The following is a 25,050-nucleotide window of genomic DNA, read 5'->3' on the forward strand; positions in this document are numbered from 1 at the left end:
CTTTGTGGTTGGTGTTGTGGAGGCGTGAGAGGCGGAGGGGGGTGGTGTGTGGGGCGGCCAAAAAAACACGGCAGGAAGAACGACAACCCCCCCCCCCCCCCCCCCCCCCCCCCCCCCCCCCCCCCCCCCCCCCCCCCCCCCCTGTGCCGTCCGGCCGCCGGTCCTCCGTCGGCCGCCCGTACCGGGCGCCTACGCCACCCACGGCCAGTCGGCGTCCCGGCCGCCCTCGATCAGCGACACCATGCGGAAGGCCGCATCGGTGAGCCCGCCGAAGGTGTGCCGGTTCCCGGATCCGGAGGGCGCGTGGCCCGCCCGGTACCCGGCCAAGTTCCAGGTGTACACCGGGACCTCGTCCGGGACGAGGGCCGTCGGGTCACCGCCGTACTGGTACGTCGCCTGCTCGTCCGTGACGATGAGGACCCGGTCGTGCCCCTTGTAGTAACGCCGCACCGCCTCGGCGGTGTAGGTGCCGCCGAGGTCCTCGAACCGCTCCAGCACCTTCAGCACGGACTCGCCCCGGTCGTACGGGACCTGCTTGCTGTCCGTCCCGAACTGCACCAGGTCCGCGTCCTCGGCGCGCAGCGCCAGCGCCGTGCCGAAGACGGCCGCCGCGTCCGCCCGGTTGAGCTGCGAACGGTCCGACAGCGGCGCCCACATCGACCCCGATCGGTCGACGAGGACCAGCGTCCGGCCGGGCAGGGCCGGTACGTTGGCCAGCGAGTGGCCGAGCGCCTGCTCGAGCGGGTACGCCCAGCGCAGCGAGGGCGCGTGCTGGTAGGCGGCCAGGTAGCGGAACGGGAACTGCCGGGACCGGGCGACGACCTCCGGGTCGGAGACGTTCGCCGCGACCTGCGCGGCCACCGCGTCCGAGACGCCGGCCTGGTCGAAGTTGCGCAGGTTCCGCAGCAGCGCCATCGCGCCCATGGACGGGATGACCGCCTCCCAGGCGGCCGCGTCCATCGGCCCCTGGAGCCAGCCGGCCAGCGCCTCCCAGGTCATGCCCGCGGCGGCGAGCCGCTCGGCCCCGTCCGGCGCGGTGACGACGGCCCGGCGCTCCTCCACCGGCAGCTCCATGAGCTCCCGGTGGGCGAGCAGGGTGCGGTTGCCGGCCGGGACCTGCGCCGTCTCCGGGTGGTGCCGCCGGTCGAGGGCGTGGCGGAACAGCTCGCCCTGCCAGGCCTTGGCGGGATCGGGGGAGGCGTGGACGAGGTTCAGCACGTCGCCGAAGCGGAAGCCCTTGGACGCGGTGTCGTACTTCAGCAGCGAGCTGCCGGAGTAGAGCCTGCGTACGGCATCCGCGACACCGCGCTTGACCGGCTTGGGCACGTTCCGCCCGTACGTCGCCGTCCAGTAGGCCAGCAGCTCACCGGGCTCGTCCGCGCGCCGCAGTACGGAGTCCACGACCTGGCGGTTCGAAGGCCCTTGCGTGGCTCCGGCGTCGAGCCGCGCCTTGACGTACTTGGCCGCTCCGACCAGCGATGCGGTCCGCATGTTCGCGTCGGTGCGCAGCCAGCCGAGCAGGCCGGCGGTCCACGCGGGGTCCTCGACGGCGAGGCGGCGCACGAGTGCGGAGAACCGGTCGTCGCGGGCCTCGCCGCTCTCGTAGAACGTCCGCTGCGTCACGAAGTTGGCGACGGCGAGCAGGAACAGCTCGGAGCGCGGATCGCGTTCGAAACCGCGGCTGCCGTGGTGGTTGGCGGTGCGGCCGACGGAGCGCACGGGCGAGGTGGGCGCGGTGGCCGCGGGTGCGGCCTTGGACGTGCGGCGCAGGTTGAAGCGAGCCATGGTGAATCCCCCCGAATTCAGTGGAACGTGGGGGAGGCGTGACGTGCGGGATGCCCGAGATCAGGATCGGCGACGGACTTATTACCAGGCGAGCTGCCAAGCTGCTCCACCGGCCGGAGCCGGGCGGGATTCGAACCCGCGACCTCCTGGTCCCCGAAGTAACCGTCGCCTGCGCACCCGGCATCCCGCACGCGTGCCTCCCGAGATCAAGGTGGCGGCGGCGTGGGATTCTCTGCAAAAGAAGGAGCCGCAGCCCGCGCACCGGGAGGTGCGTGACGTAGGTGTCCAGAGATCGAGGTCGGCGAAACCAACGTGCTGCTCTCACCAACTGAGCTACACCGGCCCGAAAGCCGGTGGCGGGACTCGAACCCGCGACCTGCCCATTAAGAGTGGAAGTAGGTCTCGCCTGCGCACCTGGACGAGTCCTACGTTAGGCGGCCCGCTCGCCCGGCCGCCACGCATTTAGGATCGCGCCCGGCCGAGGTCAGACGGCGTTCGTGCGCAGCCGGTCGCGGGCCTCCATCAGCGCGAAGCCCAACAGGTTCAGGCCGCGCCAGCGGGACGGGTCCAGGGCGCGCTCGTCGTCCGCCGCCAGTCCGATGCCCCAGATGCGGTCCATCGGGCTCGCCTCCACCAGCACCCGGTTCCCCGTGGACAGCAGGTACGCGCGCAGCTGGGGGGTGGAGGCGAACTTGTGCACGCTGCCCTCCACCACGAGCGCGAACCGCTCCCGTTCCCATATCTCCGCGTCGAAGCCGCGCACCAGCCGGCCGATCTTCTTGGCCTGCGCCGGGGTCTTCGCCTCCAGCGCCGCGCGCTCCGCCTCGGCGTCTGCGAACAGCCGGGCCTTGCCGGCCATCATCCAGTGCTCGGCCGTGGCATACCGGACATCACCCACGGTGAACTCCGAGGGCCACCACTGGCTCATGCAGCTGGGCCCGAGGGTCCCGTCCGGACGCGGCCGGTGCCCCCAGAACGGCAGGTACTTCACCCGCTCACCGCGGCTGACCTGCTCGATCAACTTGTCGATCATCTCCATGCACGCGAGTGTGGCAGTCGCCACTGACACTTCGTACGGGATTTGGGACGCGCCTCGACACATGGTCGACCGATTCCGTCGCGTAATCAAAAGGCAACAACGGAATCACTTGGCGGTGGGGAACACCTCTGCCAGGATCGGCACTCAATTCGAGCTGAAGCTACGGAGAGCGTGAGAGCGTCATGGGTAATCGCTTCCAGGTCAAGGACCGCTTCGCAGACGGCGCGCAGTACATCGACGGGCAGCTCAGGTCCGGTACCTCCGGCCGGTCGCACACCATCGTGAACCCTGCGACGGGCGAGGACGTGCTCACGTACGAGCTCGCCTCCACCGCCGACGTCGACGCGGCCGTGGCCGCCGCCAAGCGGGCCTTCCCGGCCTGGGCCGCGGCCACTCCGGGTGAGCGTTCGGACGCCCTGCACCGGCTGGCCGCCGTGCTGGCCGAGCAGGCGGAGGACTTCGCGTACGCCGAGTCCCTGCAGTGCGGCAAGCCGATCAAGCTGTCCACCGAGTTCGACGTACCGGGGACCATCGACAACACCGCCTTCTTCGCGGGCGCCGCCCGGCATCTTCAGGGACAGGCGGCAGCTGAGTACTCAGGGGACCACACCTCCTACGTGCGCCGCGAGGCCATCGGGGTGGTCGGTTCCATCGCACCCTGGAACTATCCGCTCCAGATGGCCGCCTGGAAGATCCTCCCGGCGATCGCCGCGGGCAACACGATCGTCCTGAAGCCCGCCGAGCTGACCCCGCTCACCTCCCTGATGTTCGCCCAGGCGGCCAGGGACGCGGGCCTGCCCGACGGCGTGGTCAACATCGTCACCGGCGCCGGCCGCGACGCGGGCGAGCACCTGGTCGGCCACCCGGACGTGGTCATGACCTCCTTCACCGGCTCCACCGCCGTCGGCAAGCGGGTCGCCGAGATCGCCACCGCCACCGTCAAGCGGCTCCACCTGGAGCTCGGCGGCAAGGCGCCCTTCCTGGTCTTCGACGACGCCGACCTGGAGGCCGCCGCGCACGGCGCCGTCGCCGCGTCCCTGATCAACACCGGCCAGGACTGCACCGCCGCCACCCGCGCGTACGTCCAGCGCCCCCTGGACGACGCCTTCGTCGCCCGCGTGGCCGAGCTGATGGAGACCGTCCGCCTCGGCGACCCGTTCGACCCGGCCACCGACCTCGGCCCGCTGGTCTCGCACGCCCAGCGCGACCGGGTCGCCGGCTTCGTGGAGCGCGCCCGCGGCTACGCCTCCGTCGTCACCGGCGGCGAGATCCCGGGCGGCGAGCTCGCCGAGGGCGCGTACTACCGGCCCACCCTCGTCTCCGGCGCCGCCCAGGACAGCGAGGTCGTCCAGTCCGAGATCTTCGGGCCGGTCCTCGTCGTCCTGCCCTTCGACACCGACGACGAGGGCATCGAGCTGGCCAACGACACCCCGTACGGCCTCGCCGCCTCCGCCTGGAGCCGCGACGTCTACCGGGCCGGCCGGGCCACCCGCGAGATCAAGGCGGGCTGCGTCTGGATCAACGACCACATCCCGATCATCAGCGAGATGCCGCACGGCGGCTACAAGGCGAGTGGCTTCGGAAAGGACATGAGCGCCTACTCCTTCGAGGAGTACACGCAGGTCAAGCACGTGATGTACGACAACACGGCGGTGGCTGCCAAGGACTGGCACCGCACCGTCTTCGGGGACCGCTAACCGTTCACGGCTTTCGCCGAGTGGCAGCCGGCCGCCTGACCAGCGGCGCCACCCCTTCCGAAAGGGCAGCTCATGGAGCAGTACGAGCCCGACCGCCTCTCGGCGGCGCAACTCGCCGCGATGCGGCGCAGCCTCACCAGTGGGCGGGGAGCCCTCACCCGCCGCTCACTGCTGCGCGCCTCCGGGATCGGCGCGCTCACCCTCGGCGGCCTGGCCTCCCTGTCCGCCTGCGGCATCCCGCCCGCGAAACGTGCGGGCGACACGGCCGTGGCCTCCGACGACCACTCGGACCAGGAGAAGGAGATCAACTTCTCCAACTGGACCGAATACATGGACACCAGCGAGGACGAGAAGGCCCACCCCACGCTGGAGGAGTTCACCAAGCGCACCGGGATCAAGGTCAAGTACACCGAGGACATCAACGACAACGTCGAGTTCTTCGGCAAGGTCCGCCCGCAGCTGGCGGCCGGCCAGGACACCGGCCGCGACCTGATCGTCGTCACCGACTGGCTCGCCGCCCGCATCATCCGGCTCGGCTGGGCGCAGAAGCTGGACCCCTCCCACCTCCCGCACGCCTACGCCAACCTGATCCCGCAGTTCCGCACCCCCGACTGGGACCCGGGCCGCTCGTACAGCTACCCCTGGACCGGCATCGACACCGTCATCGCCTACAACGCGAAGGCGACCGGCGGCAAGAAGGTCGACTCCGTCACGCAGCTGCTCGACGACCCCTCCCTCAAGGGCCGCGTCGGCTTCCTCACCGAGATGCGCGACACCGTCGGCATGACCCTGCTCGACCAGGGCAAGGACCCGGCGAACTTCACCACCGCCGACTACGACGCGGCCATCGGTCGGCTCCAGAAGGGCGTGGACACCAAGCAGATCCGCCGCTTCACCGGCAACGACTACACGTCGGACCTCGACAAGGGCGACCTCGCCGCCTGCCTGGCCTGGGCCGGCGACATCATCCAGCTCCAGGCCGGCAACCCGGACATCAAGTACGCGATCCCGGCGCCCGGTTACATCACCTCCAGCGACAACCTTCTGGTCCCCGCGCACGCCCGGCACAAGGCCAACGCCGAGAAGCTCATCGACTTCTACTACGAGCCGCCGATCGCCGCCCAACTGGCGGCGTTCATCAGCTACGTCTGCCCGGTCGAAGGCGTCAGGGAAGACCTTGCGAAGATCGACCCCGAGCTCGCGGACAACCCCTTGATCATTCCGGACAAGGCGATGGCGGCCAAGGCCCACGCCTTCCGCTCCCTCAGCAGTGAGGAAGAAACCGCGTACGAAGAGAAGTTCGCCAAGCTCATCGGAGCCTGACGAACCCCCTCCCGTGCCGGCACCCGCGCCCCGCACCCTTCCGACGACACCACCACCGAAGGCCGCGACCCATGACTGACAAGACCGCGGGCGGCGACGTCCGCCTCGCCGGGATCAGCAAGCACTACGGCTCGTTCACCGCCGTGCACCCGCTGGATCTCACCATCCCCCAGGGCTCCTTCTTCGCCCTGCTCGGCGCATCGGGCTGCGGGAAGACCACCACCCTGCGCATGATCGCCGGTCTGGAGGAGCCCTCCACCGGTACGGTCCACCTCGGGGACCGGGAGGTCACCCAGCTGCCGCCGTACAAGCGCCCCGTCAACACGGTGTTCCAGAGCTATGCGCTGTTCCCGCACCTGAACATCTACGAGAACGTGGCCTTCGGGCTGCGCCGCCGCGGCATCAAGTCCGTCAAGAAGCAGGTCGAGGACATGCTCGAGCTGGTCGAGCTGGGCCAGTTCGCCCAGCGCAAGCCGCACCAGCTCTCCGGCGGCCAGCAGCAGCGCGTGGCCGTCGCCCGCGCGCTCATCAACCACCCGCAGGTGCTGCTCCTCGACGAGCCCCTCGGCGCCCTCGACCTCAAGCTGCGCCGCCAGATGCAGCTGGAGCTGAAGAGGATCCAGACCGAGGTCGGCATCACCTTCGTGCACGTCACGCACGACCAGGAGGAGGCCATGACCATGGCCGACACGGTCGCCGTGATGAACGGCGGCCGCGTCGAGCAGCTGGGCGCCCCCGCCGAGCTCTACGAGAACCCGAAGACCACCTTCGTCGCCAACTTCCTCGGCACCTCGAACCTCATCGAGGCCAAGGTGCTGGAAGCCGGCGGCTCCGATGTCGTGGTCAGCTCGGCGGGCACCACGCTGCGGCTGCCCGCGGCCCGGTGTTCGACGACCCCCAAGGCCGGCGGAAAGCTGCTGGTCGGGGTACGTCCCGAGAAGATCTCCCTGGTCCACGCGGACGAGGAGGACACCGTCGCGGCCGGCCGCAACACGGTCCGCGGCACGATAGCCGCCTCCTCCTTCATCGGCGTCTCCACCCAGTACGTCATCGACAGCCAGGTCTGCCCCGAGCTGGAGGTGTACGTCCAGAACATCGAGCGGGACGCCCGCCTCGCCCCCGGCGCCGAGGTCGTCCTGCACTGGAACCCGGAGCACTCCTTCGGCCTCGACGCGGCGCAAGACATCGACGCGGGCATCGAGACGGTCGAGGAGAGCGCATGACCGCCACCGCCGCGCCGCCACAGGCCCAGGCCCCCGCCGAACCCCCGGTCCACAAGCCGTCCCTGCGCAAGCGGCTGGTCCCGTACTGGCTGCTGCTCCCCGGCATCCTGTGGCTGCTGGTCTTCTTCGTCCTGCCGATGATCTACCAGGCCTCCACCTCGGTGCAGACCGGCTCCCTCGAGGAGGGCTTCCAGGTCACCTGGCACTTCCAGACCTACTGGGACGCCCTCACCGAGTACTACCCGCAGTTCCTGCGCTCCCTGCTGTACGCCGGCACCGCGACCGTGCTGTGCCTGCTGCTCGGGTACCCGCTGGCCTACCTGATCGCCTTCAAGGCGGGCCGCTGGCGCAACCTGCTGCTGGTGCTGGTCATCGCGCCGTTCTTCACCAGCTTCCTGATCCGCACGCTGGCCTGGAAGACGATCCTGGCCGACGGCGGCCCGGTGGTGGAGGTCCTCAACACCCTGCACGTCCTGGACGTCACCAGCTGGCTCGGGATGACCGAGGGGGAGCGGGTGCTCGCCACGCCGCTCGCCGTCGTCTGCGGTCTGACGTACAACTTCCTGCCCTTCATGATCCTGCCGCTCTACACCTCCCTGGAGCGGATCGACACCCGCCTCCACGAGGCGGCCGGGGACCTGTACGCCCGCCCCGCCACGACCTTCCGGAAGGTGACCTTCCCGCTGTCCATGCCGGGCGTGGTCTCCGGAACCCTGCTCACCTTCATCCCGGCGAGCGGCGACTACGTGAACGCCGAGCTGCTCGGCTCCACGGACACCCGGATGATCGGCAACGTCATCCAGTCGCAGTACCTGCGCATCCTCGACTACCCGACGGCCGCCGCGCTGTCCTTCATCCTCATGGCCATCGTGCTGATCATGGTCACCATCTACATCCGCCGAGCGGGGACGGAGGACCTGGTCTGATGCGTTGGCTCCGGCGCAATCTCGTCGTCATCTTCGGACTCGGCACGCTCGCGTACCTGATCCTGCCGAACGTCGTCGTGACGGTCTTCTCCTTCAACAACCCCACCGGGCGGTTCAACTACGCCTGGCAGGAGTTCTCGCTCGACGCCTGGAAGGACCCCTGCGGGGTCGCCGACCTGTGCGGCTCCCTGTCCCTGTCGCTCCAGATCGCCGTGTGGGCCACCATCGGCGCCACCGTCCTCGGCACGGCCATCGCCTTCGCGCTCGTCCGCTACCGCTTCCGGGCGCGCGGCGCGGTCAACTCGCTGATCTTCCTGCCGATGGCCATGCCCGAGATCGTGATGGCGGCCTCGCTGCTCGCCCTCTTCCTCAACATGGGCATCCAGCTGGGCTTCTGGACGATCCTGATCGCCCACATCATGTTCTGCCTCAGCTTCGTCGTCGCCGCCGTCAAGGCACGCGTCCTGTCGATGGACCCGCGGCTGGAGGAGGCCGCCCGCGACCTCTACGCGGGCCCGGTGCAGACCTTCGTACGGGTCACCCTGCCGATCGCGGCACCCGGTATCGCCGCGGGCGCGCTGCTGTCGTTCGCGCTCTCGTTCGACGACTTCATCATCACCAACTTCAACTCGGGCAACACCGTCACCTTCCCCATGTTCGTGTGGGGATCGGCCCAGCGCGGTACGCCTGTCCAGATCAACGTCATCGGTACGGCGATGTTCGTCATCGCGGTGCTGGTGGTGCTCGCCGGCCAGATGGTCGGCAACCGCCGCAAGAACGCACAGCCCAAGTAGCTCTGTAGGGAGTTGGAAGCCATGGCCCCAGTCGCCATGCGAAGTGTTGCTCAATCTCTTTCCGAAGCACTGCCGGTCTCGTACTGGCTGGACGACCCCGGCAAGCCCGCCGCACAGCCGGCGCTGACCTCGGACGAGGCCTGCGACCTGCTCGTCATCGGCGGCGGGTACAGCGGACTGTGGACCGCGCTGATCGCCAAGGAGCGCGACCCCGCCCGGGACGTCGTCCTGATCGAGTCCAAGGAGGCGGGCTGGGCCGCCTCCGGACGCAACGGCGGCTTCTGCGCCGCCTCCCTCACGCACGGCCTCGCCAACGGCATGGCCCGCTGGCCGGGCGAGCTCGCCCGGCTGGAGGAGCTGGGCGCCCGCAACCTCGACGAGATCGAGGCGGCCATCGCCCGCTACGGCATCGACTGCGACTTCGAGCGCACCGGCGAGATCGACGTGGCCACCGAGCCCCACCAGGTCGAGGAGCTGCGCGAGCTGTACGAGGAGGCCGAGAAGCTGGGCCTCGCGGGCGGCTCGCGCTGGCTGGACCGCGAGGAGCTGCGCGCCGAGGTCGACTCGCCGACGTTCCTCGCGGGCCTGTGGGACACCGACGGCGTCGCCATGCTCAACCCCGCCAAGCTCGCCTGGGGCCTGAAGGAGGCCTGCCTGTCGCTGGGCGTGCGGATCTACGAGAACACCCGCGGGCTGTCCCTGACCTCCTCGGGCGCCGGGATGGCCGTACGCACCCCGTACGGGCGGATCTTCGCCCGGCGGGTGGCGCTGGGCACGAACATCTTCCCGTCGCTGGTCAAGCGGATCCGCCCGTTCACGGTCCCGGTCTACGACTACGCGCTGATGACCGAGCCGCTGACCGCCGAACAGCTCAAGGCCCTCGGCTGGCAGAACCGCCAGGGCCTGGGCGACAGCGCCAACCAGTTCCACTACTTCCGCATCACCCCGGAGAACCGCATCCTGTGGGGCGGCTACGACGCCATCTACCCCTACCGCGGCAAGCTCGACTCCGAGTACGACCACCGCCCCGAGACGTACCTGAAGCTCGCGCAGCACTTCTTCAGCGCGTTCCCGCAGCTGGAGGGCATCAAGTTCAGCCACGCCTGGGGCGGGGCCATCGACACCTGCTCGCGCTTCTCGGCCTTCTTCGGCACCGCGCACGGCGGGAAGGTCGCCTACGCTGCCGGATACACCGGGCTCGGGGTCGGCGCCACCCGCTTCGGCGCCGACGTGATGCTGGACCTGCTGGACGGGGCCCGCACCGAGCGGACCGAGCTGGAGATGGTGAAGTCCCGGCCGATGCCGTTCCCGCCGGAGCCCTTCGCCTGGACCGGGATCACCCTCACCAAGTGGTCCCTGGCCCGGGCGGACGCCCGCGGCGGGCGCCGCAACCTGTGGCTGAAGGCCCTGGACAAGCTCGGCCTGGGCTTCGACAGCTGACCGGCCCGTGACTGCACGCCTTCCCGTACGCCCCCGGCGCGCGCCGGGCTTCATGGCGTGAGCCGTTTCACCGCCACGGGGTGACGAAACCCGCGTCATCGCAGGGCCCGGACCCGCTCTCTTCCGGTGAGGACACCTCACCCCAGAGAACGGAGGCCGGGCGATGCAGGGCTCGGAGATCAGGACCGCGGTGGAATGGCTCGTGTCGGGGGCGCCGGACCCCGACGCCTGCCGGTGGGAGTGGGAGCGCAACCCCCTCGGGGTCGCCCTGCTGCCGGCCGGCCGGCACTGGGACGTGCTGATCCTGCCCGGGGAGCTGGGGCAGGCCGCCCTCGACGTCCTGACGCAGTTCCTCCACCGGCCCGGCCCCGTGCTCGCCGACTTCGCCGACTCGCGCCTGGGCTTCTTCGTGCCCCCGGGCACGGCGTCCCGCTGGATCGGCACCGGCGTACGGGGAGCCGGGCGCGGGACCTGGATCGTGGTGCCGTACCCCGGCCGGGACACGGGCGGGGTGCGCTGGCTGGTGGTCCCGGACGGCCGCGGGACGCTCACCGATCCGGTGCTGCTGGAGCTCGCGATGCACGAGGCCGCGGCCCTGGCGGTGGGGGAGGAGAGCCGGAAGCCTTGACAAGGGGATTGGTCTGGACCATGTTGGGCGCCGCTGCCGCCTCACCGGCGGCCTGGCTCCATCCCCCCATGTTCCGGAGGCAGTTGTGCGCAGACCTGTGTCCCTCTTCACCGCGACCGCCCTCGCGGTGGCCGGCTTCCTCGCCGCGGGCCGGCCCGCCGCCGCGGCCGATGCGGACCTCGCCCGCAACGGCGGCTTCGAAGCCGGACTCGACGGCTGGAGCTGCTCGGCCGGCAGCGGAGCCGTCGTCACCGCCCCCGTCCACGGCGGCAGTTCCGCCCTCAGGGCCACCCCGGCCGGCCAGGACAACGCCCGCTGCTCCCAGACCGTCGCCGTCAAGCCCGATTCGACGTACACGCTCGGCGCCTGGGTGCAGGGCGCGTACGTCTACCTCGGCGCGGCCGGGACCGGCACCACCGACGTGTCCACCTGGACGCAGACCCCGGGCGCCTGGAAGCAGCTGAGCACGACCTTCCGTACGGGCGCCGCCACCACCTCCGTGACGATCTACACGCACGGCTGGTACGGCCAGCCCGCCCACCTCACGGACGACGTCACGCTCGTCGGCCCCGACCCGGGCGGCTCCGGACCCGGCCAGCCCCAGCCCCCGGCCGCCCCCACCGGCCTGACGGCGTCCGGCGCCACCGCGAGCAGCCTGAACCTCTCCTGGTCGGCCGCCTCCGGCGCCACCTCGTACAAGCTCCACCGGGACGGCGCCGCGCCCGTGAGCGTCACCGGGACCTCGGCGACGGTCACCGGACTCGCCGCGTCCACCTCGTACACCTTCCAGGTCAGCGCGGTGAACGCGGCCGGCGAGTCCGCGAAGAGCGCCCCCGTCTCCGCCTCCACGACGAGCGGCGGCGGCAATCCGGGCAACCCGGGCCTGCCGGCCCACGCCCTGGTCGGCTACCTCCACGCGAGCTTCGCCAACGGCTCCGGCTACGTCCGGATGGCCGACGTACCCGCCTCCTGGGACGTCGTCAACCTCGCGTTCGGCGAACCGACTTCGGTGACCTCGGGGGACATCCGCTTCTCGCTCTGCCCGGTCAGCGAATGCCCGGGCGCGGAGTCCCCGGCCGAGTTCAAGGCCGCCATCAAGGCCAAGCAGGCCGCGGGCAAGAAGGTCCTGATCTCGATCGGCGGCCAGAACGGCCAGGTCCAGCTCGCCACCACGGCCGCCCGCGACACCTTCGTGTCCTCCGTCAGCAAGATCATCGACGAGTACGGGCTCAACGGGCTCGACATCGACTTCGAGGGCCACTCCCTCTCCCTCGCCACCGGTGACACCGACTTCCGCGCCCCCACCACCCCGGTGATCGTCAACCTGATCTCCGCCGTCAAGACGCTGAAGGCCAAGTACGGCCCGGACTTCGTCCTGACCATGGCCCCGGAGACCTTCTTCGTCCAGCTCGGCTACCAGTACTACGGCTCCGGCCCCTGGGGCGGCCAGGACCCGCGCGCCGGCGCCTACCTCCCGGTCATCCACGCCCTGCGCGAGGACCTCACCCTGCTCCACGTCCAGGACTACAACTCGGGCTCGATCATGGGCCTCGACAACCAGTACCACTCCATGGGCGGCGCGGACTTCCACATCGCCATGACGGACATGCTGCTCACCGGCTTCCCGGTCGCGGGCGACACCGCCCGCGTCTTCCCGCCGCTGCGCCCGGACCAGGTGGCGATCGGCCTCCCGGCCACGACCAACGCGGGCAACGGCCACACCTCGCCCGCCGAGGTGAACAAGGCGCTGGACTGCCTGACGAAAAAGACGAACTGCGGGAGCTACGCGACGCACGGCACCTGGCCCGCCCTGCGCGGCCTGATGACCTGGTCGATCAACTGGGACCGCTTCGGCGGCTGGGAGTTCTCGAAGAACTTCGACGCGTACTTCGGCGGCTAGTCGCCGGAGGAGCCGTGGAAGCCGATGTGGGTGGGCTGCCCGTCCGTGTACAGCAGGACGTACAGCCCGCTCCACCGCAGGTCGGCCTCGCCCAGCAGGCTTTCCGTGTACTCCTGGTGGCTCATCGCCCGCTCCGCCCGTGCGAGCGCCTCCTCGTACTGGGCCACGGTCGGCCGGTCCGTCCCGAAGTGGTGGAGCAGCCGGTCGGCCGCGAGGGGCCGGACCGCGCCGTCCTCCTCCTGCGGGCCGGGGGCGACCCGTACGACGTCGAGGACCGTGTGCGTGCCCTGTGTTCCCATGAACTCGTGGTCGGCCCACAGCGCCGCCAGGTCCGGGTAGTCGTCCATCTCGCCGAACTCCTGCGCGAACACCCGCTCCTGAAGGGCGGCCAGCGATGCCTCGACGCTGCCCTCGTACGCCGTCACGTAGTCCCACCCGCTGGCACCCATTGCGCCACCCCTCCCTCGCCGTTACGGAACGGGCTTCAGGCTAGGGGGAGGGTCTGACAGCGCGGCGCACTGCGTGGGCGACGGCCAGCAGCAGGGGCGTGCACAGGAAGCAGCTGGCCAGTACGTCCAGGGGCCAGTGCCAGCCGCGCAGGACCAGACCGGCGGCCGTGGCGGCGGTCAGGACGAGCGCGGCGGCCATCGGGCGTGTGCGGCGCGTGTACGGGCCGATCAGCAGGGCCGCGCCGATGTACGCGACGGCCGAAGTGGCCGTGTGCCCCGAGGGGTAGTAGCCGGCGGCCCAGGGCTCCAGGGGCCCCGGGCGGGCGGTCCACTCCTTCAGCGGCACGATCACGGCCGGGACCAGGGCCATCGCCAGCCCCGCGGTCAGCGCCGGGACCCAGGTGCGGGATCGCCGGACGGAGTACGCCATCGCCAGTACCAGGACGGGCAAGGCGACCGGGACGTTGCCGAGGTCGGACAGGCGCTCGGTGACGGAGTCGGGGACCGTACGGACCAGGGCGCGGCTGATGCTCTCGTCCGGCGTGAGCAGCGGACCCGAGACCAGGACCTGCCAGGTCGTCAGGGCGAGCCCCAGCAGGGAGAGAAGGAGGAGAATGGCCGGCCGTCCCGGAACAGGGGGGATGGTTCCGGGACGGCCGCCCGGATCGGGTTGCCGAGCGCCCCGGGGGGTTTGGGGCGAACGGCCGTCCGATCGGTGAGGAGTGTGCGCGAACGCAGGCCCAGTGCGGCGCTGGGGAAGCCCGGTACTGGTGTCGCCCCCGGTTTCCCGGGAGCGGGGTGTCTCACTCATCTGCAGAAACCGTACGGCAGCGGAAAGGGGACCGACAGCAGGATCGCGCTCCTGCCATCGGCCCCCCACATCTTCTTCACAGCGTCCGCCCGTTACCGGGGGTAGCGGCGGGCTCTCGTGTTCGGAAGGTCGCTCAGACGTCCGTGCCGATGGCCGCGAACGCCGCCTCGATGAGGTCCAGGCCCTCGTTCAGCAGGTCCTCGCCGATGACGATCGGGGGGAGGAAACGGAGCACGTTGCCGTAGGTGCCGCAGGTGAGGACGAGCAGGCCCTCGGCGTGGCAGGCCTTGGCGAGCGCGCCGGCCGCCTCCGGGAACGGGGTCTTGGACACCGGGTCCTTGACCAGCTCGATCGCGATCATGGCGCCGCGGCCGCGGATGTCACCGATGATCTCGTACTTCTCCTGCATGGCCGTCAGGCGGGTCTTCATGACGGACTCGATCTTCTTCGCCGCGGCGTTGAGGTCGAGCTCCTTCATGGTCTCGATGGAGCCCAGCGCACCGGCGCAGGCCACCGGGTTGCCGCCGTACGTGCCGCCCAGGCCGCCCGCGTGCGCGGCGTCCATGATCTCGGCGCGGCCGGTCACGGCGGCGAGCGGCAGACCGCCCGCGATGCCCTTGGCGGTGGTGATCAGGTCCGGGACGATGCCCTCGTCCTCGCACGCGAACCACTGGCCGGTGCGGCAGAAGCCGGACTGGATCTCGTCGGCGACGAAGACGATGCCGTTCTCGTTGGCGAACTTCACGATCGCCGGCAGGAAGCCCTTGGCCGGCTCGATGAAGCCGCCCTCGCCGAGGAGCGGCTCGATGATGATCGCGGCGACGTTGTCGGCGCCGATCTGCTTGGTGATCTGGTCGATCGCCTGGGCGGCGGCCTCGGGGCCGCAGTTCTCGGCGCCGGTGGGCCAGCGGTAGCCGTAGGCGACCGGGACGCGGTAGACCTCGGGGGCGAACGGGCCGAAGCCGTTCTTGTACGGCATGTTCTTCGAGGTCAGCGCCATCGTCAGGTTCGTACGGCCGTGGTAGCCGTGGTCGAAGACGACGACGGCCTGGCGCTTGGTGTACGCACGGGCGATCTTGACGGCGTTCTCGACGGCCTCGGCGCCGGAGTTGAACAGCGCCGACTTCTTCGCGTGGTCACCCGGGGTCAGCTCGGCGAGGGCTTCGCAGACCTCGACGTAGCCCTCGTACGGCGTGACCATGAAACAGGTGTGGGTGAAGTCCGCGAGCTGCGCGGAGGCGCGGCGCACGACGGCCTCGGCGGAGGCGCCGACGGAGGTCACGGCGATGCCGGAACCGAAGTCGATCAGGCGGTTGCCGTCGACGTCCTCGATGATGCCGCCGCCCGCGCGCGCCGTGAAGACGGGGAGCACGGAGCCCACGCCGCCGGCGACCGTCTCGAGACGGCGGGCCTGCAGCTCCTGCGACTTGGGGCCGGGGATCGCGGTGACGATGCGGCGCTCCTGCGGAACAGCGGTCATAGAGGGCTCCTGGGGGTGTTTTCGGACGCACTTGTGTCTTTGTCCGCAGGCTAGGCCCGGGGGAGGGGGTACGGCATGCTCCGTTCGGGAGTGGTGCCCGCGTGTCCTTGTCCGTGACGGCCATAGGAAGCGTCGGCCGCCTGTCTTGTGGACGCTGCGGAGACAGCGGCTCGTACGGGGCCCACGGCCGCCTCCGGGCAACTACATTGAGCGACGCAGCGCAGGCACGGGCAGGGGGCAGGGGTTTCATGGACACCGACGGCACGTACGGCACGGACGAGAAGCGGCCGCCGCGCGCCGGGCACGTCCCGCGCCCCGCCGGCCCGCCGCCCGCCCTCCCCCCGAAGCCCGCCCACGCCCCCACCGACCCCGGCCCGTCCCTCGCCGACTGGCTGCGCACCCCGCGGAGTTCCGACGGGCCCGGCGTGTGGACGTACGGGCACGTGCCGCGCGCCGCCGAGGAGCCCGAGCGGACCCCGACCCGGCAGCTGATCAGCGGTGCGCTGATCGCCCTGCTGGCCGGGCTGCTGCTGTGGTCCCTTCTGTGGAACGGCTACCTGGGCGGCTTCTGGCTCTGGCCGCTCTACATGTTCACGCCCGACTCCTGGGCCGGGAAGCTGCCCTCCGTGGTCGCCTCGTACATCTGGTACGGCATGGTCATCGCCATCCTCGCCGTCGGCTTCGGGCGGCTCGGCCGCTGGCCCGAACTGGCCCGCCGGATGCTCCGCAGCCGTGCCGTGCAGGCCGTGCAGGCCGCCGTCCCCGACCGCCCCGAGGAAGGCGGCCCCGATGATCCCGTTGCGTGGCCGCAGGTGCGGGGGGCCGGGCTGGGGGAGATCGCCGACCGGCTCGGGGCCGAGCTCGGGGCCGGACGGATGAACGACGTCGACTACGCGCGGATCCGGCGGGCCTGGGAGTCCGTACGGGCCGAGCCCGCGCGGGCCACGGCCTTCGCCGACGCCGTCCGCGACAAGGGCGCGGGCGCCTGCGTCCACCCCTCCGGGGCCCGCGACCTGCCCGTCCGGGCCGCGCGGCACGACCTGCTGGCCCGGCAGGTCCTGCTCGGCACGGTCGACGACAGCGGGCGCAACCCGTACGGCAGGCGCGGCACCCGCCTCGCCCTCGACCCCGCCGTGCTCGGCACCTCGCTGCTCGCCGTCGGCCCGTCCGGCGCGGGCAAGACCCGGCAGCTGGTGCGCCCCGTCGTCGAATCGCTCGCCCTCCAGGCGCTCGCCGGACAGGCCGCCGTCATCGCCGTCGCCTCGGCCGGCGCCCAGCTCGGGCCGGACACCGCGTACGACGTCGTCGTCCGCGTCGGCGATCCCGACTCCGTCTACGACCTCGACCTCTACGGCGGCACCACCGACGCCGACGAGGCGGCCACCCTGCTCGCCGAAGCCTTCGTCGGCGACGTCCCCGGCCTGGAGGTACGCCGGGCCGCGACGGCCCTCGCCCAGCTGCTCGGCCCGTTCCGGGCGGCGTACGGCCGCTTCCCCGCCGTGCCCGAGCTCCGCGAACTGCTCGACCGGGTACCCGAGGCCCTCGGCGGACTGCGCACCGCCCTCGAAGCCGCCGGGCAGCAGGTGATGCTCCGCGAACTCGACGCACGCGAACGGCAGTACGCGGCCCACGGCGACCCGGGACCCGCCCTCGCGGACCGGGTGGCCCTCCTCGACCGGCCCGCGTTCGCCGGCTTCTTCGACACCACCGGGCAGGGGCGCCCCTTCTCGCTGCGCGCCCTGGAACACCCGCTGCGCGTCCGCATCGACCTGCCCGAGCGCGGGCACGCCGACGCCTCCCGGATCCTGGCCCGTCTGCTCCTCGCACAGTTCAACGCCTCCGCCGCGGCCCGCGCCGACCGGTCCCTGTTCGCGTTCCTCGCCTTCGACGACGCCTCGCACACCCTGACCCCGCAGACCGTGCGGGGCCTGCAGCGGCTGCGCTCGGCGAACGCGGGCGTCCTGCTGACGCTGCGCACGCTGGACGACGTACCCGAAGCGCTGCGCACCCCGCTGCTCGGGGCGGTCGGCTGCCGGATGGCCTTCTCCGGGGTCACCACCTGGGACGGCAAGCGCTTCGCCGAGGCCTGGGGCACCGAGTGGGTGGAGACGCGCGACGTCACCCACCGGACCGTCTTCGCCGACCAGCCGCTGACCCGTGCCATCCACGCCTTCCGCAAGCTGGTCACCGGCAAGGCGGTGACCACGGACGCGGTGACCGTGCGCCAGGTGGAGCGGGAGCGCTGGTCGGCCTCCGAGCTGGCGCACGCCGTACCGCCCGGGTACGCGGTGCTGTCGCTGACCTCCGTCCGCGGCGAGCGGGCGGCTCCGCTGCTGGTCCGGCTGGCCGCGACGGGCTGAGCCGACCCGTACGAGGTGGCAGAATCGAGGGGAGTCGTTCATACGACAAGGCGAAATTCCGCGCCGCGCCCCTCCTTCCGCTAAGGCCCCTGGTACCCGATGCCGCTCACCCTCGCCTCGCTCGTCCAGCACTCGGCGCTCAAGCTCAGCGTCCGGGCGGGCGAGAGCCGCCTGGACACCCCCGTGCGCTGGGCCCACGTCAGCGAGCTCGCCGACCCCGTCCCCTATATGGAGGGCGGCGAGCTGCTCCTGATCACGGCGATGAAGCTGGACGCGGAGGATCCGCAGGAAATGCGCCGGTACGTACGCCGCCTCGCCGCGGCCGGGGTCGTCGGCATCGGCTTCGCCGTCGGCGTGAACTACGAGGCGGTCCCGGAGGCGCTGGTCGAGGCCGCGCGGGGCGAGGACCTGCCGCTCCTGGAGGTGCCGCGCAGGACCCCGTTCCTCGCGATCAGCAAGGCCGTCTCCGCGGCCCTCGCCGCGGACCAGTACCGCGCGGTGACCGCCGGCTTCGAGGCCCAGCGGGAGCTGACGCGGGCCGCGCTCTCCGCCGACGGCCCCGCCGAGCTGCTGGCGAAGCTGGCGGCGCACGTGCACGGCTGGGCCGCCCTGTACGACACCTCGGGTGCGGTGGTCGCGGCCGCCCCGGAGTGGGCCGCCCGGCGGGCCGCCCGGCTGACCCCCGACGTGGAGCGGCTGCGCGAGCGGCCGGCGCCGGCGAGCGCGGTGGTGGGCGGCTCGGAGGACCGGGTCGAGCTCCAGTCGCTGGGAACGGGCCGGCGGGCCCGCGGCGCGCTCGCCGTCGGCACCGGGGCCCCGCTGGGCACGGCCGAGCGGTACGCCGTGCACTCGGCGGTGGCGCTGCTGACCCTGACCACCGAGCGCTCGCGGTCCCTGCACGACGCGGAGTCCCGGCTCGGGGCGGCGGTGCTCCGGATGCTGCTGGACGGGGAGGCCGAGCACGCCCGGGCGGTGGCCGGGGACCTGTACGGGGCGCTGCTGGAGGCGCCGTTCCGGCTGATCGTGGCGGAGCCGGCGCTGCCGGGGACCGCGCAGCCGGAGGGCCTGGCGCTGCTGGCCGACGCGGTGGAATCGGCGGCGGCCCGGGCCGGGGAGGCACTGCTGGTGGTGCCGGAGCCGGGGCGGCTGGTGGTGCTGGCCACCGACGGGGGCTCGGCGGTGCAGGCCTGTGGGGACCACGCGGAGGCCCTGGAGTCGCGGCGCGGGCGGGAGGCGACGGGTCCGGAGCCGGACGAGCTGGTGATCGGCCTGTCCGCTGCCGCGGTGCCTGCGGGGGTGGCGGCGGCCTTCAAACAGGCCGACCAGGCGCTGGCCGTGGCCCGGCGGCGGGGGCGGCCGATGGTGGAACACGAGGACCTGGCGGCGGGATCCGTGCTCCCGCTGCTGGCGGACGAGGCGGTACGGGCCTTCGCGGACGGCACCCTGCGGGCGCTGCGCGAGCACGACGAGAAGGGGCGGGGGGATCTGGTGGCCTCGCTGCAGGCTTGGCTGTCGCGGCACGGGCAGTGGGATGCGGCCGCCGCCGACCTGGGCGTGCACCGGCACACCCTGCGGTACCGGATGAAGCGGGTCGAGGAGATCCTCGGCCGCTCCCTGGACGACCCGGACGTCCGCATGGAGCTGTGGCTCGCGCTCAAGGCCACCTCGCCTGCGGTGTAGCTGCGGGGCGCCGCTGCGCGGCAAAGTCCGGCCCCGTCGGCGTTCGAGGCGCGGGGTCCGGGGCGGAGCCGGAGCCGGAGCCCCAGGGAAACGGTGGAAGGGCGGGCGGGGAGAAGGCCCCGCGCGGCGGGACCGGGGCGCCGACACTGACAAAGCGGCGCGAGCAGCGCTCGGCATACTCCACCCCGGCTAAACGCCGAAACCCGGACCGAGTCCTACGGTGGAGGGGACAAGGACCCCGCACACACTCGAAGGGCCGGGATTCGCATGACTTCCACCCACGCCTTCTGGCTCGCCGGCCGCCAGGCCACCGGCGAGGACAGCTTCGACGTCCACTCCCCGTGGGACAACAGGCTCGTCGGCACCGTCAGCGTGCCCACCGACGCCCAGGTCGAAGAGGCCGTGGCCGCGGCGTACGCCGTGACGGCCGAGTTCTCCGCGACTCCCGCCCATGTGCGTGCCGCTGCCCTGGACCACGTGTCCAAGCGGCTCACCGAGCGCACCGAGGAGATCGCCCAGCTGATCTCCGCCGAGAACGGCAAGCCCATCAAGTGGGCCCGCGGTGAGGTCGGCCGTGCGGTGTCCGTGTTCCGTTTCGCCGCCGAAGAGGCCCGCCGCTTCAACGGCGGAGAGGCCCAGCGCCTCGACACCGACGCCGGTGGCGTCGGCCGTCTCGCCCTGACCCGCCGCTTCGTCAAGGGCCCGGTCCTCGGCATCGCGCCGTTCAACTTCCCGCTGAACCTGTGCGCCCACAAGGTGGCCCCGGCCATCGCCGTCGGCGCGCCCATCATCCTGAAGCCGGCCCCGGCGACCCCGCTCTCCGGCCTGATCCTGGGTGAGCTGCTCGCCGAGACCGACCTCCCGGCCGGTTCCTGGTCGGTCCTGCCGGTCGCCAACGACAAGATGCCGGCCCTGGTGAAGGACGAGCGCCTGCCCGTCATCTCCTTCACCGGCTCCGACAAGGTCGGCTACGCCATCCAGCAGTCGGTGCCCCACAAGCACTGCACCCTGGAGCTCGGCGGCAACGCCGCCGCCGTGGTCCTGGACGACTGGTCCTCCGAGGCCGACCTCGACTGGGCCGCGACCCGTATCGCGACCTTCTCGAACTACCAGGCCGGCCAGTCCTGCATCTCCGTGCAGCGCGTGATCGCCGACGCCTCCGTCTACGACCGCCTCGTCGAGAAGGTCGTCGCGAAGGTCCAGGCCCAGGTCACCGGCGACCCGTCCGACTCCGCCACCGACGTCGGCCCCCTCGTCTCCGAGGACGCCGCCAAGCGGGTCGAGTCCTGGGTCGACGAGGCGATCTCCGCCGGAGCCAAGCTGCTCACGGGTGGCAAGCGCGAGGGTGCCTCGTACGAGCCGACCGTCGTCGCCGACCTGCCCGCCGACACCACCCTCGCCGTCGAGGAGGTCTTCGGGCCGGTGCTGACGCTGACGAAGGTCGAGAACACCGACGAGGCCTTCGCCGCCGTCAACGACTCGAAGTTCGGCCTGCAGACCGGCGTCTTCACCCGGAACATCCAGACCGCGTTCCGTGCCCACCGCGAGCTCGAGGTCGGCGGTGTGATCGTCGGCGACGCGCCGTCCTACCGCGCCGACCAGATGCCGTACGGCGGCGTCAAGCAGTCGGGTGTGGGCCGCGAGGGCGTCCGCTACGCGATGGACGACTACACGTACGAGCGAGTCCTGGTCCTGACCGGCCTCGACATCTGATTCTCGTACGGTCCACAAGCCGACGGCCGGAGCCCACTGTGCGGGGGCTCCGGCCGTCCCCCTTTTCTTTTGCGTGCTCGGTTCGCCTCCGGGGCGCTGTTGCCGGCTCCAGGAGGGCGTGCGTCCTCGAAACCGCTCCTTCGTCGCGGTTTCTCCGGGCGCTCGCCCTCCTTCGCCGGCGCGCCCCTTCGGCTCACTCGCCCGGGTGGGGGCGGCGCGGCCCTTCGGTCCCCTCGCCACGGCTCGGCCGGCGCGGGCCCGTTCGGCTCACTCGCCAGGCGGTAGCCGGGCGCGCGGGCCGGTTTTCCCTCACTCGGACCGCCCCGGCTTTTCCCGGAGGGCCGGACCGGGTACGACTCACAGGTAGCACCGGCCAGTAGGCCGGTACCACCGACTCCGGCGGCGAGGTGAGTCCCCTCATGTCCGCAACACAGCCCGCACAGCCCAAGGTGACCGAGCGCGAGGCACGGCAGGTCGCGGAAGCGGCCCGGGAACAGGACTGGCGCAAGCCCAGCTTCGCCAAGGAACTCTTCCTGGGGCACTTCCGGCTCGACCTGATCCACCCGCACCCGATGCCGGCGGACGAAGACGTCCGGCGCGGCGAGGCCTTCCTGGCCCGGCTACGGGCGTTCTGCGAGACCGAGATCGACAGCGCGCGCATCGAGCGCGAGGCGAAGATCCCCGACGAGACCCTGCGCGGGCTCAAGGAGCTCGGCGCCCTCGGCATGAAGATCGACCCCAAGTACGGGGGCCTGGGCCTCACCCAGGTGTACTACAACAAGGCGCTGGCCCTCGTCGGCTCCGTCAGCCCCGCCATCGGGGCCCTGCTCTCCGCGCACCAGTCGATCGGCGTTCCCCAGCCGCTGAAGATGTTCGGCACGCAGGAGCAGAAGGAAACCTTCCTGCCGCGCTGCGCGACGACCGCCGTCAGCGCCTTCCTGCTCACCGAGCCGGACGTCGGCTCCGACCCGGCGCGCCTCGCCACCACCGCCGTCCCCGACGGCGAGGACGCGTACGTCCTCGACGGAGTGAAGCTCTGGACCACCAACGGGGTCGTCGCGGACCTGCTGGTGGTGATGGCCCGGGTGCCGAAGTCGGAGAACCACCGGGGCGGGATCACCGCCTTCGTCGTCGAGGCCGATTCCCCCGGGATCACCGTCGAGCACCGCAACGCCTTCATGGGCCTGCGCGGCCTGGAGAACGGCGTCACCCGCTTCCACCGGGTCAGGGTGCCCGCCTCGCAGCGCATCGGCGCCGAGGGCGCCGGGCTCAAGATCGCACTGACCACGCTGAACACCGGCCGGCTGTCCCTGCCCGCCATGTGCGTCGGCGCCGGGAAGTGGTGCCTCAAGATCGCCCGCGAATGGTCCGCCGTCCGCGAGCAGTGGGGCCGCCCGGTCGCCAACCACGAGGCCGTCGGCGCCAAGATCTCCTTCATCGCCGCCACCACCTTCGCCCTCGAAGCCGTCGTCGACCTCGCCTCCCAGATGGCCGACGAGGACCGCAACGACATCCGCATCGAGGCCGCCCTCGCCAAGCTCTACGGCAGCGAGATGGCCTGCCTGATGGCCGACGAGCTCGTCCAGATCCGCGGCGGGCGCGGCTTCGAGACCGCCGAGTCGCTGGCCGCCCGCGGCGAGCGCGCCGTCCCCGCCGAGCAGATGCTGCGCGACCTGCGCATCAACCGGATCTTCGAGGGCTCCACCGAGATCATGCACCTCCTGATCGCCCGCGAGGCCGTCGACGCCCACCTGTCGGTCGCCGGCGACCTCATCGACCCCGAGAAGGCGCTCGGCGACAAGGCCAAGGCCGGAGCCCGCGCCGCCGGGTTCTACGCCCGCTGGCTGCCCAAGCTCGCCACCGGCCCCGGCCAGGTCCCCGGCGCGTACCGCGCCTTCCACCCGGGCGGCCACCCCGACCTCTCCGCCCACCTGCGCTACGTCGAGCGCAGCGCCCGCAAACTCGCCCGGTCCACCTTCTACGCCATGTCCCGCTGGCAGGGCCGCATGGAGACCAAGCAGGGCTTCCTCGGCCGGATCGTCGACATCGGCGCCGAGCTCTTCGCGATGAGCGCCGCCTGCGTGCGCGCCGAGCACCTGCGCGCCTCCGGGGAACACGGCCGCGAGGCCTACCAGCTGGCCGACGCCTTCTGCCGGCAGTCCCGGATCCGCGTCGAGGAGCTCTTCGGCCGGCTCTGGTCCAACACCGACGACCTGGACCGCAAGGTCGTCGCCGGGGTGCTCTCCGGCACCTACACCTGGCTCGAGGAGGGCGTGCTCGACCCCTCCGGCGACGGCCCCTGGATCGCGGACGCCACCCCCGGCCCCTCGACTCAGAAGAACGTCCACCGCCCCATCCGCTGACCTGCGATCATCGCCGGGTGCCCGTCAGGCGTACGACACTGGCGACAGGGAACCCGGGGAAGCGGATGCATGTGAACGTGGACAGGGAGAGCCGACGGCTCGCCTGGTGCGTGGCGCTCCTGCTGCGCCACGCACCGGACGCCGTCGCCTCCGACCTCCTCGGGCGGCTCGACGGGCCCACCCGCCGCTTCTTGTGCCGGGACGAGTACCTGCCGGCTTCCGCCGTCACCCTGCTGCTGCGCGAGGGCACCGACGAGGACCGCCGCACCATCGCCCGCAGCCCGCAGGTGCACGGCCGCCCCCTGCCCGGCCTGCCCGGCCCCGCGCGGTACGCGGCCCGCCCCGGCCCCTCGCCGGAACTGCTCGCCACCCTCGGCGCCGAGCTCGGCCGCCCGCTCGGGCCGCCGAGCGGCGCGGAGCCCGTCGGGCCGCCGCTGACCGGCCCCGAGCTCATCGGGCTGCTGCGCCGGCACGGCAGCCGCCGCCCGCGCATCCCGCTCGACGTGCTGGCCCTCCCGTACGAGCTCGACACCGAGACCCTGCTGCGCGAGCACGCCCGCGCCCCGCTGCCGCCCGGCTCCGTGGAGGCCCTGCTGCTGGTCGCCGATCTGGACCGGCGGGCCCGGCTCGCCCTGCTCGACACCCGCGCGCAGACCTCGTACGGCCCGGGATGGCACCGGCCGCCGGTCCGCGCCGTCCGGACCGGCACCCTGACCTTCGACGAGGTCGCGGCCGCCGTCGCACCGGCCCACCGGGCCCTGCTCCTCGGGCAGGCCCACGCCGTCGGCGGCCTCGGCTGGAACCTGGCCGAATGGGCCGGGATGCGCTCCGCCCTGCTGCGGGTGCTGCGCCCGGCGCTCGGCGACGACCCCCGGCTGTGGGCCGAGCTGCAGCGGCACGCCCCCGGGTTCACGGGCACCCTGCCCGAGCTGGCGGCCGCGGTCGCCGCCGGGGCCGCGCCGCCGCAGCAGCCGCCGCAGGCCGCGATACCCGGCCTCGCCGCGGCCGTGGACGCCCTCGCGCCGGGATCCCCGTGGGAGCCGGACGACAGCGTGAACCGCGAGCTGGCCCTCGCCAGCCTCGGGGTGCCCAACGCCATGGGCGATCTGCGCGAGGACATCCGGTGGGTCCGCGCCTGCCTCGACGCCGGGATCCTGGCGGGCACCGACGTGATCCGGTACAAGGCGCCCGCCGCGTGGGCCCTGGACGAGGGCCACTGGCTGGGGGAGGTGGACCACCCCGACCGCCACGACCACCACCCGGCCGTCCTCGCCGCCCGCGCCGAGGCGGACCGGCTGTTCGAAGCCGCCCTCGGCGACGACGCCGACGCCTGGTGGCGGGCCGCCCGCGCGCTCCCGGACTTCGCCGGGACGCTGCCCGAACTGCTCGCCGGGGCCGTTCACGGGGACTCCGTGTCCAACCGCTCCTGAGTTGCGGCA

General features: G+C 72.1%; 18 protein-coding genes. 13 read left to right on the top strand and 5 right to left on the bottom strand.

Annotated features, from left to right (window positions below):
* Positions 1-189: 189 nt before the first annotated feature.
* Positions 190-1,785 (bottom strand): TROVE domain-containing protein, encoded by a 1,596-nt coding sequence (locus ACZ49B_RS02720; RefSeq protein ID WP_468299728.1) that lies wholly within the window; start codon positions 1,783-1,785, stop codon positions 190-192.
* 484 nt (positions 1,786-2,269) lie between these two features.
* Positions 2,270-2,824: an NADAR family protein gene (locus tag ACZ49B_RS02725; RefSeq protein WP_468299730.1), complete on the bottom strand. Its 555-nt coding sequence runs from the start codon at positions 2,822-2,824 to the stop codon at positions 2,270-2,272.
* A gap of 182 nt (positions 2,825-3,006) precedes the next feature.
* Between ACZ49B_RS02725 and ACZ49B_RS02730 the strand changes: the two genes are divergently transcribed.
* From ACZ49B_RS02730 to ACZ49B_RS02765, 8 genes are all read left to right on the top strand, one after another.
* Positions 3,007-4,521, top strand: coding sequence for a gamma-aminobutyraldehyde dehydrogenase (locus tag ACZ49B_RS02730; RefSeq protein ID WP_468299732.1), 1,515 nt, complete (start codon positions 3,007-3,009; stop codon positions 4,519-4,521).
* A gap of 72 nt (positions 4,522-4,593) precedes the next feature.
* Entirely contained in the window at positions 4,594-5,844 is a 1,251-nt protein-coding gene (locus tag ACZ49B_RS02735; protein ID WP_468299734.1) for a polyamine ABC transporter substrate-binding protein, read from the top strand.
* A gap of 71 nt (positions 5,845-5,915) precedes the next feature.
* Positions 5,916-7,067 carry an ABC transporter ATP-binding protein gene (locus ACZ49B_RS02740; protein ID WP_468299736.1) on the top strand — a complete coding sequence of 384 codons (1,152 nt, stop codon included), beginning with the start codon at positions 5,916-5,918 and terminating at the stop codon, positions 7,065-7,067.
* On the top strand, positions 7,064-7,993 hold the full coding sequence (locus ACZ49B_RS02745) for an ABC transporter permease (protein ID WP_468299738.1): 930 nt from the start codon (positions 7,064-7,066) through the stop codon (positions 7,991-7,993). The genes ACZ49B_RS02740 and ACZ49B_RS02745 overlap by 4 nt, the downstream gene beginning before the upstream one ends.
* Positions 7,993-8,787 (top strand): ABC transporter permease, encoded by a 795-nt coding sequence (locus tag ACZ49B_RS02750; RefSeq protein ID WP_053786159.1) that lies wholly within the window; start codon positions 7,993-7,995, stop codon positions 8,785-8,787. The genes ACZ49B_RS02745 and ACZ49B_RS02750 overlap by 1 nt, the downstream gene beginning before the upstream one ends.
* Positions 8,788-8,808: 21 nt before the next feature.
* Entirely contained in the window at positions 8,809-10,227 is a 1,419-nt protein-coding gene (locus tag ACZ49B_RS02755; protein WP_468299740.1) for an NAD(P)/FAD-dependent oxidoreductase, read from the top strand.
* 163 nt (positions 10,228-10,390) lie between these two features.
* Positions 10,391-10,855: a hypothetical protein gene (locus tag ACZ49B_RS02760; protein WP_468299742.1), complete on the top strand. Its 465-nt coding sequence runs from the start codon at positions 10,391-10,393 to the stop codon at positions 10,853-10,855.
* 97 nt (positions 10,856-10,952) lie between these two features.
* Positions 10,953-12,755, top strand: a complete 1,803-nt coding sequence (locus ACZ49B_RS02765) for a chitinase (protein ID WP_468299874.1) — start codon at positions 10,953-10,955, stop codon at positions 12,753-12,755.
* Here the strand turns inward: ACZ49B_RS02765 and ACZ49B_RS02770 are convergent.
* The 3 genes from ACZ49B_RS02770 to gabT all read right to left on the bottom strand — a co-directional run bounded on the left by ACZ49B_RS02770 (position 12,752) and on the right by gabT (position 15,495).
* Positions 12,752-13,204, bottom strand: a complete 453-nt coding sequence (locus ACZ49B_RS02770) for a hypothetical protein (RefSeq protein WP_468299744.1) — start codon at positions 13,202-13,204, stop codon at positions 12,752-12,754. The two genes, ACZ49B_RS02765 and ACZ49B_RS02770, sit on opposite strands and share 4 nt — an antisense overlap.
* A gap of 40 nt (positions 13,205-13,244) precedes the next feature.
* Positions 13,245-14,015, bottom strand: a complete 771-nt coding sequence (locus tag ACZ49B_RS02775) for a phosphatase PAP2 family protein (protein WP_468299746.1) — start codon at positions 14,013-14,015, stop codon at positions 13,245-13,247.
* Between the two features lie 133 nt (positions 14,016-14,148).
* Positions 14,149-15,495, bottom strand: coding sequence for a 4-aminobutyrate--2-oxoglutarate transaminase (gene gabT, locus ACZ49B_RS02780; RefSeq protein ID WP_468299748.1), 1,347 nt, complete (start codon positions 15,493-15,495; stop codon positions 14,149-14,151).
* Positions 15,496-15,743: 248 nt separating this feature from the next.
* On the opposite strand from gabT, the gene ACZ49B_RS02785 reads away from it, so the two are divergent.
* From ACZ49B_RS02785 to ACZ49B_RS02805, 5 genes are all read left to right on the top strand, one after another.
* Entirely contained in the window at positions 15,744-17,855 is a 2,112-nt protein-coding gene (locus ACZ49B_RS02785; protein WP_468299750.1) for an ATP-binding protein, read from the top strand.
* 99 nt (positions 17,856-17,954) lie between these two features.
* On the top strand, positions 17,955-19,535 hold the full coding sequence (locus ACZ49B_RS02790; RefSeq protein ID WP_468299752.1) for a PucR family transcriptional regulator: 1,581 nt from the start codon (positions 17,955-17,957) through the stop codon (positions 19,533-19,535).
* 267 nt (positions 19,536-19,802) lie between these two features.
* Positions 19,803-21,248 (top strand): aldehyde dehydrogenase family protein, encoded by a 1,446-nt coding sequence (locus tag ACZ49B_RS02795; protein WP_468299754.1) that lies wholly within the window; start codon positions 19,803-19,805, stop codon positions 21,246-21,248.
* A gap of 419 nt (positions 21,249-21,667) precedes the next feature.
* The gene (locus tag ACZ49B_RS02800; protein WP_468299756.1) at positions 21,668-23,611 is read left to right on the top strand and encodes an acyl-CoA dehydrogenase family protein; all 1,944 of its coding nucleotides are present in this window, start codon (positions 21,668-21,670) and stop codon (positions 23,609-23,611) included.
* A 77-nt stretch (positions 23,612-23,688) separates the two neighbouring features.
* On the top strand, positions 23,689-25,041 hold the full coding sequence (locus ACZ49B_RS02805; protein ID WP_468299758.1) for a hypothetical protein: 1,353 nt from the start codon (positions 23,689-23,691) through the stop codon (positions 25,039-25,041).
* Positions 25,042-25,050 lie beyond the last annotated feature (9 nt).

The sequence above is a fragment of the Streptomyces sp. NPDC031132 genome (assembly GCF_055570595.1).